This is a genomic window from Paraeggerthella sp. Marseille-Q4926, assembly GCF_916618935.1.
Classification (GTDB): Bacteria; Actinomycetota; Coriobacteriia; order Coriobacteriales; family Eggerthellaceae; genus Paraeggerthella; species Paraeggerthella hominis.
Genome location: NZ_CAKAKF010000002.1, coordinates 204,008 through 217,510 on the forward strand (window position 1 = coordinate 204,008; position 13,503 = coordinate 217,510).

The 13,503-nt window shown below is 63.0% G+C and carries 7 protein-coding genes; 2 read left to right on the plus strand and 5 right to left on the minus strand.

Annotation, left to right across the window (positions count from 1 at the left end; genetic code table 11):
- Positions 1-274: 274 nt before the first annotated feature.
- Positions 275-2,188: an SHIRT domain-containing protein gene (locus tag LG373_RS04175; protein ID WP_225749090.1), complete on the plus strand. Its 1,914-nt coding sequence runs from the start codon at positions 275-277 to the stop codon at positions 2,186-2,188.
- Between the two features lie 129 nt (positions 2,189-2,317).
- On the opposite strand, the gene LG373_RS04180 is transcribed toward LG373_RS04175, so the two are convergent.
- From LG373_RS04180 to LG373_RS04200, 5 genes are all read right to left on the minus strand, one after another.
- Complete coding sequence (locus LG373_RS04180; RefSeq protein WP_216528431.1) at positions 2,318-4,474, minus strand: Tex family protein; 2,157 nt, start codon at positions 4,472-4,474, stop codon at positions 2,318-2,320.
- Between the two features lie 385 nt (positions 4,475-4,859).
- Positions 4,860-6,707: an extracellular solute-binding protein gene (locus tag LG373_RS04185; RefSeq protein ID WP_225749091.1), complete on the minus strand. Its 1,848-nt coding sequence runs from the start codon at positions 6,705-6,707 to the stop codon at positions 4,860-4,862.
- 13 nt (positions 6,708-6,720) lie between these two features.
- A complete protein-coding gene (locus LG373_RS04190) occupies positions 6,721-8,841 on the minus strand; it encodes a hybrid sensor histidine kinase/response regulator (RefSeq protein WP_225749092.1) in 2,121 nt (706 codons plus the stop codon).
- On the minus strand, positions 8,838-10,928 hold the full coding sequence (locus LG373_RS04195; protein WP_225749093.1) for a diguanylate cyclase: 2,091 nt from the start codon (positions 10,926-10,928) through the stop codon (positions 8,838-8,840). The genes LG373_RS04190 and LG373_RS04195 overlap by 4 nt, the downstream gene beginning before the upstream one ends.
- Positions 10,925-11,299, minus strand: coding sequence for an Hpt domain-containing protein (locus LG373_RS04200; RefSeq protein ID WP_114565985.1), 375 nt, complete (start codon positions 11,297-11,299; stop codon positions 10,925-10,927). The genes LG373_RS04195 and LG373_RS04200 overlap by 4 nt, the downstream gene beginning before the upstream one ends.
- Before the next feature lie 246 nt (positions 11,300-11,545).
- Between LG373_RS04200 and LG373_RS04205 the strand changes: the two genes are divergently transcribed.
- Positions 11,546-13,501 carry a fructose-1,6-bisphosphatase gene (locus LG373_RS04205; protein WP_225749094.1) on the plus strand — a complete coding sequence of 652 codons (1,956 nt, stop codon included), beginning with the start codon at positions 11,546-11,548 and terminating at the stop codon, positions 13,499-13,501.
- Positions 13,502-13,503 lie beyond the last annotated feature (2 nt).

A 13,503-nucleotide genomic window follows, 5' to 3' on the forward strand; every position in this document is an offset into this window, starting at 1 on the left:
TAAACGAAGAGGGGCCGCCGCGCAACCGTGCAATGGCGCGCCCGGCCTCATCAGCGAAAAAGGCGCATGAAACAGGATGTCAACGGCGTTTCGCTATAGAGGGAGCAATGAATAGGGTGCTAAAGCATCCGGGGTTTTCGGCCGCAACGGCGCTGCCATGGGAATAGCATAGCTTGGGAAGCTTCTAGTCTGCGCGTCGTGGCGGAGGGTTTTCGGGCTGGCAGGATGCGGGCTTTGCGCTTCAACTTGAGTCATCAGGACGAAGGGAGTTGAAATGCTACGAGACAGCGTGCTTCGCCTTGTCGTTGCCGTCGGGTTGGTTGCGGGCGTTGCGATGCCGGGCAGCTTCGCGTTCGCGGCGCCCGACGGCAGCTCGGCGGGGACAGAGGTTCGGGATGCTGCGCCCGAGGCGGCTTCGAGCGATGCCGGCTTGTCGGAGGGCCGCGACGAGGAAGGCTCTTCCGTCGACGGCGCGCCGACGTCAGCGCCTGAAGCGCCGACGGATGCCGAGTTGCCGCCGCCGATCGCCGAGCCGCTTTCCATATCGATCGACGACGAAAATCCCGTGGCGCCCGAATCGGGGACGGCGGGGGAGCGTCCGGTAGATGCGCGCGATGCGGCGCCTGCGGAACAGCCCGATTTCAACGGCATCGTGGAGTTCGACATGGAAGTTGCCGGAGAGGGCGTGCAGTCCAAGGTGTTTACGAGCGGCGACGAGCCGCTGGGCAACTTCGGTTTGTACGATATGGGAAGCTGGGTTTTCAAGAAGTACTTCATCGGCTGGTCGGACGTGCCGGATTACGTGGCTAACGCGCAGGGCCGCCTTTTCTACGAGAGCGAGCCGGTGTCCGCGGCGTTTCCCGAGGGCCTGTCCGAGCCGCGCCGTCTGTACGCCATTTTCGCGGGCGGGTTCGATGCGCTGAACAGCGCGGGCTACATCGACATGAACCGCGGCATGAGCGCTTCCGACACCGTGGAGGGCGAGATTGTCGAGCAATCCGGGTTCGGAACCGATCAGGCGGACAAAGCGGCAACCGTGATGCTGGATCCGTCGGCGTCGAGATACGGGATTGCGGCGCGTCCGGAATTCGGCTTCAACAAGGTGCTCGCGCACATGGTGTTCAGGAATCCCGGCGGCATCATGACCAACAGCGGAACCTGGTCGGACGGCCCGAAGCAGGGCGCGTCGTACACGCACGTCGATCTGCACGTGGTGCTTGACGAGCGCATCGGCATGCCCGACGTTTTGGAGAACGTGTCGTTTACCAGCTACCAGTTCAAGCCTTCGTACGTGCTCGACGAAAACTACAACGTGCTTGCCCGGATAGACGATTCGCTGGTGCAGGGAAGCCCCACCTCGGTGTTCTCGTTCGATCGCCAGGGCAAGTCCACGTTCATCGTCCGGGTCACGGTTCGCCGCGACGGAAATCCGGCGAACCTTCTGAACGCTTCGGCTTCGCAGGTGCTCGAGCCGATGGTGCTTACAGCGCCGGGACGTCCCTTCTTCGTTTCGAAGGAGACGGCGTACGCGGTCGAGTCTGCGGGCGAGCCGATTACACTGGGCGGCTACATCGACGGCGTGGTGAAGGTGAGCGCGATCAAGCAGAACATTCCCCGAATCGACAGCCCCTCGATGCGAATAGCCTTCGTGGCGCGAACCTACCAGGTTTCGTATCGCTTCGAAAGCATGACGGAAGGCAAGGAGCTGCCTGCGGACGTGCTGGCGCTTCTGCCTGTGCCGCTCGAGGGTCTGGAAACGGGCGATCGCGTGTCTCCCGAAGAACTGCTTCAGACCGAGGTCCAAGTCGAAGGCGGAAAATGGGCGTTCCGCTCCTGGGGCAAGGAGTCGCATCTGGTTGACGACGCCGACGGCGAGTTCGTGGGGTATTGGGAATTCGCAGCCGATCCCGTGCCGGTCGACCCGCCGGACCCGACCGACCCGCCGGATCCGGTCAACCCGGTCGATCCAGTCAACCCGGTCGATCCGGTTGCGCCGGTTGAGCCCGGGACCTCGGGGCAGCAGCCCAAGCCGATGCCCGAACCCGTAAAGGCCCAGGCAAAGGCGCTTCCCGTTACGGGCGACTCGAGCTTGGCGGCCGTCGCTGCGTTCGCGGGCGCGGCCTTCCTGGCGGGCGTGGTGATTCTTGCCGCCGCCATTGCCGTGGGAAAGAGGCGGTCGGGAAAGTAGCAGCCTGCTAAGTAGTTTCAAGAGCGGGCGATCGGGGCGGGTGCGCAGGTGCGTGCCCGCCCCGATGCCGCGTGCGTCGCGAAGGGGCGTCGCTGCCGTTGCTTCGCGCTGCGAGCGCTTGCGAGGACGCTACGCCTTTCCCTTCGCCATCGAAAGTGATATCTTGCCGCGATCTTTGTCGATGCCGGTCACCCAGACGGTTACCGTGTCGCCAACGGACACGACTTCGCTCGGGTGCTTGACGAAGCGGTCGGATAGCTTGGAAATGTGGACGAGTCCGTCTTGCTTCACGCCGATGTCGACGAATGCGCCGAAGTCCACCACGTTGCGCACGGTGCCGGTCAGCTCCATGCCGACGGACAGGTCGTCGAAGTCCCGCACGGTGCGGTCGAACACCACCGGTGGCGCGTCGTCGCGGGGGTCGCGGCCCGGTTTCTCCAGCTCGGCCACTATGTCTTTAAGCGTGGGAAGGCCGACGCCCAGCTCTTCGGAAAGACCCGCCACGTTGCCCAGACGGCTTGCGATATCGGGTACTCCGCCTTGGGCGAGCGCTTCCGGCTTCATCTGTGCGCGCTTCAAAAGCTCGCGCGCCACGGGGTAGCTTTCGGGATGGACGCTCGTGGCGTCGAGCGGGTTCGCGCCGTTCGCGATGCGCAGGAATCCCGCGCAGTTCTGGAAGGCTTTCGCGCCCAGCTTCGGTACCTTCTTCAGTTCGCGGCGATCGGCGAAGGCGCCGTGCTCTTCCCGGTAGGCCACGATGTTCTTCGCCACGGTGGCGTTCACGCCCGACACGTAGCCCAAAAGACTCGCGCTTGCCGTATTGAGGTCGACGCCTACCCGGTTTACGACGCGCTCCACCACGTCGCCCAGCGCGCGTCCGAGCGCCGCCTGGTCCAGGTCGTGCTGGTATTGGCCCACGCCGATGGCCTGGGGCGGAATCTTCACCAGCTCGGCTAGGGGGTCTTGCAGGCGACGCCCCAGGCTCATGGCGCCGCGCGTGGTCACGTCGAGGTCGGGGTACTCCTCGCTGGCCAACTGCGACGCAGAGTATACCGAGGCCCCGGCTTCGTTCACGATGGTGTACTGCACGGGCTGGTCCAGTCGCGCTAGAAGGTCGGCCACGGCGTCCTCGGTCTCGCGGCTGCCGGTGCCGTTGCCGATGGCCACCACGTTCACGCGGTGCTTCTTGACCAGGCTTTCGAGTGCGGCCTGCGCCTCCTTCACCTGCGAGCGCGGCGGCGTGGGGTAGACCGTCGTGTAGTCGAGCAGCTTGCCGTACTCGTCGAGCACCGCCACTTTGCAGCCGGTGCGGTAGCCGGGGTCGAGCGCAAGGACGCGCGCGCCGCGAACGGGGCGCTGCTGCAGAAGGTTCTCGGTGTTCTTGGCGAACACGCGGATGGCGTCGGTCTGCGCGCGCTCGGTAAGAAGGCTGCGCATCTCGCGATCGAGGGCGGGCGCCATCAGGCGTTTGTAGCCGTCGGCAACGGCTTCGCGCAGCACGTCGGCGAAGGGGCTTTGCGGGCGCGTGATCACGCGACGTTCCAGCTGCTCCACCGCGGCGTCTGCCTGAACGCGCACCTTCACGCGCAGCTTGCCCTCTTTTTCGCCGCGGTTCACGGCGAGCACGCGGTGGTTGGGGATGCGCGAGAGCGGCTCCGAGAAATCGTAGTACGACTCGTAGACGGTTTTTTCCTGTGCGTCGGTTGCTTCGACGGCCAACGCGCCGGTGCGTTGGGTGAAGCTGCGCAGCACGGCGGTGTGCTCGGCGTCGTCGGCTATCGTCTCGGCAACGATATCGCGAGCGCCCTGCAGCGCGGCTTCGGCCGTGGGGAAGCCGGCTTCGGCGTTCACGAGCCCGGCGGCAAGGGCGAGCGGGCTCTTGTCCGAGCGTCCCTGCGCCAAGATGAGCAGGGCGAGCGGTTCCAGCCCGGCATCGCGCGCTTTCGACGCGCGGGTGGCGCGCTTTTTCCTGTACGGCTTGTACAGGTCCTCCACGCGCTGCATGATCGCGGCGTCTTCGATCTTCGCACGCAGTTCGGGCGTGAGCTTGCCCTGCTCGTCGATGGCGCGCAGCACTTCGTCCTTGCGAGCCTCGAGGGCGCGCAGGTAGGAAAGGCGCTCGTCGAAGGCGCGTAGCTGGGCGTCGTCCATGCCGCCGGTGGCTTCCTTGCGGTAGCGGGCGATGAACGGAATGGTGTTGCCCTCGTCGACGAGGGCGATGACGGCTGCAACCTGCGCCGCGGAAAGCCCCAGCTCGCGTGCGAGCGTGGTATGGATGTTCGACATGGAATGCGCTCCTGTGTTCCGGCTTGAAATCGGGCTTGCCATTATACGCGAACGTTGCCGTCCGGGATGTCCGCGTTTCCGGATGCAGGGATCGGCGCGCGCTGTCAAAACGATCGAGTTTTGCGGCGGTTTTTCGCCTTTGAGCACGTCGCTTCTTGAAGGCGTTTTGCATCATCCCAGTTCACGAAGTTGTCATGGGTCTTTATCCTGGTTTGAGGATCAGCAAAACTCGCTCGTTTTGACAGCGCGCGGCACCGCGGCGGAAGCATCAGCCGGGCGACGCGCAACCGGAAGCGTTCGTCGCAGTGCGCCGCGCAACCGGAGGCGTCGCTGCCGCAAAGCCGTCAGCCGAGCGCCGCACAACCGCCGCCCGGCTGACGTCGGCCTATTCCCAGTTCAACACGATGCGACCGTCTTTGGCGGGGGATACGGCGCCCGCCTCGGCCAGGTACTCGGTCATGAGGTCAGCGCAGGTTCCCCGGTCGGAATGCTCTTGCACGATAGAGGAAACGTAGGAATCGTCTATCGTGGTTGCCCAGGCTGCAATCGTGTAGCGGGCGTCGTCTTCGATCGGGGCGCCGTCGGCCATGGTCAGGCTCAGCGCGTTGCCGTCCTTGTCGCGCCAGGGGGCGTACTCCATGCGCAGGCCCGAGCACGCGTACAGGGCGTTGATCTCGTCGCCGTCGGTCAGCGGGTGCTCCATGAGCTTCTTCAGGTTGGCGCCCGTGATCTCGTAGGTGGTCAGGGCATCGCTTTTGGATACGCTGCGCAGGTTGAAGCGATCCGCCAGGTCGATGGGCCCCTGGTAGAGCTTCCCCGAGTTGCCCTTGAAATAGGTGCCGTGCAAGAGCAGGGCTGCGTCGGCCCCCGTTGCCTCGCGCATGGCGTCGGCCATGAGCATGCTGGTTTCGAGCGAGGTGAAGTTTTCCGCGGCATTTCCGATAACGGCGCTCTTTACGGGGTCGGTCGGCCTGTTCGGTTCGAAGGCGTCGGTGGCGGCGATGATCTCGTCCATGGTCATCGACCCGCGCATCCACTCGAAAGCGGTCTCGAAGTCCGACGTCTGCCCGAATTGATCCGCGAAGTACACCTGCCCCTTGTCGATGCAGTTCTTAACGTCCCAGAACTCGCTGCGGATGTTCTCTTGGTACGACTTGACGCCGCTGATGCCGGTGAAGCACTGGAACAGCGCGTCCTGACCCTCGTTGGTGCTCAGGCAGTCAACGATGTCCAGCAGGATTTGCCGCTTGCTCGGGTCGTCCATGGAACGCTGCGAGATGGCTAAATTGGTGCCGGACACCATTTGGACCCAACGCTCGTTCGGCGTGTCGGTGGGATAGCCGATGAAGTCGATCTCGCAATCCGGGTTTTCTTCTTCGTACAGCCCGTACATGCCCAGCTCGGCGGGGATCATGGCTATCTCGCCTGCGTACAGGGCTTGACGGTTTTTCGTAAGGCTGGACGTGAAGTCGCTTTCTACCACGATGCCGCGATCGTACAGCTCCTTCAGCACGCCGTAGTACGGCTCCAACAGCCCTTCGCACGAGGCTTCCCCTTTGACCACGGCTTCGTACTGCGCGCGCTTTTGCCCGGTGCCGAGCACTTCGCGATTCGAAAGCCCCAGTCCCACCTCCTGCACCGAGTATTTCAGGCAGGGGACGAAGGGGCGAATGCCCTCGGCGGATATGGCGTCGCACAGCTCGAACAGCTCTTCGCGCGTTGCGGGGATCTGCCAGCCGTGCTTCTCGAAGAGCGTCTTGTTGTAGAAGATGCCTTTGACGGTGTTGTTGATGGGCAGTTGCCGCAGCGCCCCCTCGGCGCCCAGCGTTTCAAGGGACGACAGGTTGTAGCGGCTGGTGAAGCTTTCGGAGGAAAGGTCGTACGCGTACTCGCTGTTGCCCATGCGCATGGCGCTGAACACAAGGTCGGGCAAATCCTCGTGCTTGCCCTGTTCCTCCACGTAGGACCTGATCGTGTTCGTGCCGGCGGCGTTGACCGTGACAATCTGAACGTCCGGGAATTTCTCTTCCAAAGCCGCCTTGAGCGGGCCGTCGTTGAAGACGGTGTAGCGGCCGATGGTGACGACCGTCTTGCCCGGCTCCACCGGCTGGTAGGAGACGATCTCGTTCTGGGCGCCGACGCTCTGCTCGGGCGCGGGCGGCTGGCTGCAGGCTGCAAGTCCTAGAAGCAGGGCTGCGGTCGTCAGGGTTGCGACTGCCTTTCGAATGCGCATGCTGGTGCTCTCCTTACCGGTTCAGGTACGTGCGAAACACGTTTTCGATGTCTTCGAGGTTCAGGGGCTTCGCCAAATGATCCTGCATCCCATGGCGAAGCGAGTTCTGCACGTCCTCCTCGAACGCGCCCGCCGAAAGGGCCACGATGGGAATGGTTGCGGCGTCGGGGTGCTCGCTTGCGCGGATGGCGGAGGCAGCCTCGAGGCCGGTCATGACGGGCATCTGGATGTCCATGAGCACGAGCGCGTAGCGCCCCGGCGCCGAGGACGTCACCGCTTCGACGGCTTCGGCGCCGTTGCGAACGGTGTCGACTTCCACGCTGAAGTCCGAGAGCAGATCGACGATGATCTCTCGGTTCATTTCGTTGTCCTCGGCCAGAAGCACGCGCTTGCCCCGGCAGAGGGCGCGCAGGTTTTCTTGGGATTGCGCGCTCGCGGGTCTTGAAACAACGGTCGCGGCCCTTTCCAAGGGGATGTCCACGACGAACGTCGATCCTTTCCCCGGCGTGCTGCTTGCCTCGACGGTGCCGCCCATAAGCTCCACCAAGCTGTGCACGATGGCAAGCCCCAAGCCGCTGCCTACTTGGGCCGAGGTGAGGGACGACCGCTCCTGCTCGAAGGGCTCGAACAAGCGCTTCATGAACGCTTCGCTCATGCCGGCGCCGCTGTCGCGCACGATGAACCGCACACGCGAGGTCGGACCGTCCTGAGAGACCTCCTCGCAGGACAGGGCGACGTCTCCGTGCTCCGGAGTGAATTTGACGGCGTTCGATACCAGGTTCACCAGGCACTGCTTGATTCTGGTCGCATCGCCTACGAAGCTTGTGTGCGAAAGCGCGCGCAGCGTCACGCCTTTCTCCTCGGCGGGCCCGCTTTGCAGCGCGATGACCGAGTCCAGCACATCGGAAAGCAGGAAGGGCTCGTGGGCCAGGGTCATCTTTCCGCCGTCAAGGCGATTCATGTCCAACATGTCGTTGATGATGTCGATGAGGTATTCGCCCGACTTCTTGGAGCGCTCAAGATGGCCGGCCGCGGTTGCCGGGTCGTCAAGGGAGCGCAGGGCAAGCTCGTTGGAGCCCACGATGGCGTTGAGCGGCGTGCGAATATCGTGGGACATCTTGGTAAGGAAGTCGCTCTTGAGGCTGGCTCGCGCGCTTTCGATCTTCGCCATCTGGCTTTTGCTCACCAGGTGGTAGAGCCACAGCAGCGAAAGCGCCGCGATCGACGCCACGATGAGCACCACCAAGGCGATGACGCTTTTCATGCTGGCGAACGTGGCCTGCGCGGTTATCGATACGGGGATGGCCATCACGATGTTGCGGCCTTCGTTGTCGGGAAACGTCTGCAGAAGCCACGTGTCGTCTTGCAGCTTCACGAGCACCTGCTCTTCTTCGCAGTTCAGGAGCGCTTTCTGCAGTTTCTCCACCAGGGCGGGGTCCACGCCGTCGTTGGTTAGGATGCGCAGGAAATTGTGGCTTTTGAAGTGTTCGTTAGCCTGCGACTCGGAAGGGTGCAAAAGGATGACGCCGTTCGTGTCGACCACGTACGAGGCGCCCTGTCCGTTGAACACGGGCAGGATGGCAACGTCTGCGTACTGCTGGGAGTCGACCACCTTCAGAAGGCCCGCGATCTCGACTCCGTCGATGGAAACGTTCTCGACCGGTGCTGCGAACACCCAGAAATCGCCCTTGCTCTGGACCGTGCAGAATTCGGAGCGCACTTCCGTCCAAGTGCCGATGTCCTCGGACAGCATGGAGCTTGACACGACGATGGCGCTTCCGTCCAAGGCAAGGCATCGTCCGTCCTCCGACAGCAGGTGGAACTCGTCCGAGTGGTCCAGCAGCTCGTCTACCTGAGCCATCGAAGTCGCACCTGAGTGCGACAGGAACCGTGCGGCCGTGGCGGTTTCTTCTTCATGGCGTTCTTTCAGCAGGTTGAGCTTCTTCGATATCAGGCTGCTGATCTGCTGCACGGATTCGACGCGCTCCCGATGGATGGAGTTGCTGAGGTCCGTGTAGGCGCGCGCGAAAGCAAAGGTTGCGCAGAGCAGCAAAGCCAAAAGGGCAGCGGATGCTGCCTTGAGCCAAGCCGGTGCCTGAGCGGATGCGGTTCGCGGTTTTCGCGTTCGTCTCATCGGGCTCGATCCTGTCCGGCCGCCGCCTCCTCGGTGTCCGAACCGGGTATTTCCGAAAGCACGGACAGCATTGCGGACATGGACTCGTCGTAAAAGCGGTAGCGGTTGCGGCCCTGCTGCTTCGCTGCGTACAATGCCTGGTCGGCGCAATAGAACAAGTCTTCGAACCGCGTGCCGTTCTGCGGCGCGCGAGCGGCTCCCATGCTGACGGTCATGGGATGGCCTCGGTACGGGTTCCCAAGCGAGCTGAAGATTCGATCGACGGCCGCCGCAGGGTCGGAGGCCTCGACGAACACCAGGAACTCGTCGCCGCCGATGCGGGCGGTGATGCCCGCATCGCGCACGGCGCTCAGCACGCGCCGCGCCGTCTCCTGCAAAAGGTCGTCGCCGAACAGATGCCCGTAGCGGTCGTTCGCGCTTTTGAAGAAGTCCAGGTCGAACAGCATGAGCACGAAGTTTTTCCGCGAAGCCGCTTCGTCGAGCGCGTTCTGCACGGCGCTTTTGGCGGCCTTGCGGTGGAGCAGGCCGGTGAGCGCGTCGGTGCTTGCTTGCCAGATGAGCCGATCCAGGTTCATCCGCTCTTCGTGGACGTCCACGCATTTTCCGATGAATCCCGTTAATACCTCGGCATCGTTTCCCAGCCAAAGGGGACGGGCCAGCAGCTTGTGCCACCGCTGCCCGCTGTCTGTGTGCAGCAGGTAATGGGCGCTCACGTTGGGGCTTTCCGGCGAAGCCGAGACGATCAGGTTGCGCAGCTGCTCTAGGTTTTCTTGCGCGACGACCTGGAGCAGCTTGCTGTTTTCAAGCGGGTTCTCGATGATGCTGGGAAGGCCAAGCTGCGACGCGCCCCATTCGGAAAGCGTCAGGACGTCGGTGTGCGCGGCGTATTCGAACTGGATTTCGCGGGACAGGTCGGCGAAGAACTGGTACTTGATGCGCTCCTGCTCGAGCAGCGCCAGCGTGCGGCTGGATACGTTGGCGGTTTGCACCATGGCGCGCGTGATGTCGAGCATCTCCTCTTTGGAGACGTTCCCCAGCGACTTGAGCTTCAGCTCTCGTTTCAGCTGCGGGCCGATGTCGGCCAGGCATTGCAGCAGCAACGGGTTGAACGCGCCGCATTCGCCGTTGAAGATCATGCGCATGGTTTCGTCGTGCGAGATGGCGTCTTTGTAGACGCGCTTGTGCGTCAAGGCGTCGTACACGTCAGCGATCGCCACCACCTGCGCCTCGATGGGAATCTCGTCGCCCGCGAGGCCGTCGGGATAGCCCTTGCCGTCGTAGCGCTCGTGGTGCCAGCGGCAGATGTCGCGCGCCACCCGGACCAGTTCTTCGTCCGGGTAGTAGCGCGTGCTTTCCAATATGTTCGCCCCGGCAACGCCGTGGGTCTTCATCACGGCCCATTCTTCCTCCGTCAGCTTTCCGGGCTTGTTGAGGATCTTCTCGTCGACGGAGATCTTGCCGATGTCGTGCAGCGCCGAAGCGTTGGCGATGAGCGGGATCTTGGGCTGTATGCGCGCGTGCTGATCCGAAATGCGGCAGAGCTGCTCGAGCAGCATTTTCGTGATGGAGCGGATGTTGAGCACGTGCATGCCGCTTTCGCCGTTTCGGAATTCCACGATATGGCTGAGAAGGTCGACCATGATCAGGTTGCCCTTCTCTTTTTCGAGCATCTGCTCGGTGACCATGTTCTCGAGCATCTTTTGCTTGGAGTACAGCAAAACGGTGTTGTCCACGCGCCGTTGGACCGCCTTGGGGTCGAAGGGCCGGCTGATGTACTCGGTTGCGCCCAGGTCGTAGGCGCTGTCGATGTAGGTGGATGCGCTTTCCGCGGAGATGATGATGACCGGGACGTGCTCGAGCCACCTTCTTTTGCCCATGACGGCCAGCGCTTCGAAGCCGTCCATTTCCGGCATCACGATGTCAAGCAGCACGAGGGATATTTCGTGCTCGTGCTCTTGGAACAGCGCGATGGCCTCGCGGCCGTTGCGCGCTTCGAGTATTTCGTATTCGTCGCAGAGGATGTCGGCCAGCATGGAGCGGTTCAGCTCGGAGTCGTCCACGATAAGGATCAGGCTGCGCTCTTTCATGGCCGTTCCGTTTCCGGCTGGGCAAGCAGATCGCCGATGCGGGCCATCGTCTCCCGGTACGCCCGCGCCGTCTCTTCGGCCAAGGGCGCAACGGCGCCGTCTATCGTTTTCGGGCGCAGGGCCTCGGTGAGCCTTGACGAGCAGTCGGTCAGGCGGGTAAGCCCCAGGTTGAGCGCCGATCCCTTGATGGTGTGGGCAGCGCGAAACGCCGTATCGGCGTCGTTTTCCGAAAGCGCGCGCTGAAGAACGTCCATGGAATCGTCGCGTTGCAGTATGCCCAGATACTTCCGTATGCGGTCATCGTTGCCGATCCTTCGGATGGCCTCGGCGTAATCCGCGCCCAATAGCGCGTAAAAGCGTTGCACCGTCATCGCGCTCGTCTGCTCTCGTGTCGATTGATTACGTAAAAGCAAAGATTACTTTACCGTAAAACGATCGGCGCAACGGGCACAATTTGGACGGAATCGCCGTGGACGGAAAACACGCGCCGCCGCGCTGCGGGGAAGCGCAGCCCCGTCGAGTTATCGCGCCGCTTGCCCACTGGCCAGCCCGTTGCGGCGAATTGCTGATACTATAGAACGGTTAACGTGTTGCCGTACCTCTCAAGGAGATCAGCTATGGATGTGACGGAAAAGCGCTACCTGGAACTTCTCTCCCGATCGTTTCCCACAGCCGCCAAGGCTTCGGCCGAGATCATCAATCTCAGCGCCATTCTGAACCTTCCGAAGGGCACTGAGTTCTTCGCGTCCGACATCCACGGCGAGTACGAGGCGTTCTCGCACATCCTGCGCAACGGATCCGGCTCCATCCGTCTCAAGATCGACGACGTGTTCGGCGACGAGCTGAGCAAGGAGGAGAAGCGCTCCCTCGCGACGCTCATCTACTACCCGCGCGAGAAGATGGAGCTGGTCTTGTCCCAGGTGGACGACCCCGAGGCATGGTACGGCGTCATGGTGCCGCGGCTGGTGGCCGTGTGCAAGCGCGCGGCGCGCAAGTACACGCGCTCGAGGGTGCGCAAGGCGCTGCCGAAGGATTTCGCCTACATCATCGAAGAGCTGATGACGGAGAACCGCCACGGGGTGGACAAGCAGGCGTACTACGCCGCCATCATCGACGCCGTCATCCGCACGGATCGCGGCGGCGCGCTCATCGAGGCGCTGTGCCAGCTCATCCAGCGGCTTGCCATCGATCATCTGCACATCGTCGGCGACATCTACGATCGCGGTCCGTATCCCCATATCATCATGGATACCCTTATGGAATACCATTCGCTCGACATCCAGTGGGGCAACCACGACATCGTGTGGATGGGCGCGGCGCTGGGGCAGCGGGGCTGCATCGCGCACGTGGTGCGCAACTGCGCGCGCTACGGCAACCTGTCGATCCTCGAGGACGCCTACGGCATCAACATACTGCCCCTTGCGTCGTTCGCGCTCGACGCGTATCGCGACGATCCCTGCATCGCGTTCGGGCTCAAGGGAAACCCCGACCTTTCGCCCCAAGAGTTGGAAATGAACGTCAAAATCCAAAAAGCGATGGCCATCATCCAGTTCAAGGTGGAGGGAAAGCTGATCGACGAGAACCCGGACTTCGGTCTGGAGGATCGCAAGCTGCTCGACAAAATCGACTACGAACGCGGCACCGTGATGCTCGACGGCGTGGAGTACGAGCTGACCGACAACGTGTTTCCCACGGTGGACCCGGCCGATCCCTACCGCCTGACTCCCGAGGAAGAGGACGTTGTGCAGCGCCTTGAGCAGGCGTTCGCCGGGTGCGAGAAGCTGCAGCGCCACATGCGCTTCTTCCTTGAGGCGGGCAGCTTGTACAAGGTGTACAACGGCAGCTTGCTGTTCCACGCGTGCGTTCCCCTGAACGCCGACGGGTCGTTGAAGGAAGTGGACGTGTTCGGGCGCACGTACAAGGGCCGGGCGTTGTACGACGCCATGGAGCGCTGGGTGCGCGCGGGCTTCTTCGATCCCGATCCGGACATGCGCAAGCGCGGGCGCGACCTCATGTGGTACCTGTGGCTGGGCGAGGGGTCGCCGTTGTTCGCGAAGAGCAAGATGGCCACGTTCGAGCTGTACCTGATCGCGGACAAGGCCGCGCGCAAGGAGGTTAAGAACGCGTTCTACTCATACCTGGACGACGAGGCCGTGCTGGCGGGCATCTTCGAGGACTTCGGGCTGGACCCCGACGCCTCGCGCATCGTGTGCGGGCACGTGCCGGTCAAGGTGAAGGACGGCGAGGATCCGGTGAAGTGCAACGGGCGCGTGCTGACCATCGACGGCGGCTTCTCGAAGGCGTACCAGCCCACCACCGGCATCGCGGGCTACACGTTGATCTCGAATTCCTACGGCTTCGTGCTGGCTGCGCACGAGCCTCTTGAGTCGATGCGCGCTGCCGTGATGAACGAGCTGGACATTCATTCATCGCGCCGCGTGGTCGAGCGCGTGGAGAAGCGCACCTTGGTGGCGGACACCGACACCGGTGCGGTGCTGAAGCAACAGATCGCCGACTTGGAGCTGCTGTTGGCGGCGTATCGTTGCGGCGAGATCGCCGAGAGCGGGAAGTAGGA

Excerpts from the sequence above, each read along its gene's own strand:
- LG373_RS04175 (WP_225749090.1), top strand. The coding sequence starts at position 275 with ATGCTACGAGACAGCGTGCTTCGCCTTGTCGTTGCCGTCGGGTTGGTT.
- LG373_RS04205 (WP_225749094.1), top strand. The coding sequence starts at position 11,546 with ATGGATGTGACGGAAAAGCGCTACCTGGAACTTCTCTCCCGATCGTTT.
- LG373_RS04190 (WP_225749092.1), bottom strand. The coding sequence starts at position 8,841 with ATGAGACGAACGCGAAAACCGCGAACCGCATCCGCTCAGGCACCGGCT.
- LG373_RS04185 (WP_225749091.1), bottom strand. The coding sequence starts at position 6,707 with ATGCGCATTCGAAAGGCAGTCGCAACCCTGACGACCGCAGCCCTGCTT.
- LG373_RS04200 (WP_114565985.1), bottom strand. The coding sequence starts at position 11,299 with ATGACGGTGCAACGCTTTTACGCGCTATTGGGCGCGGATTACGCCGAG.
- LG373_RS04195 (WP_225749093.1), bottom strand. The coding sequence starts at position 10,928 with ATGAAAGAGCGCAGCCTGATCCTTATCGTGGACGACTCCGAGCTGAAC.
- LG373_RS04180 (WP_216528431.1), bottom strand. The coding sequence starts at position 4,474 with ATGTCGAACATCCATACCACGCTCGCACGCGAGCTGGGGCTTTCCGCG.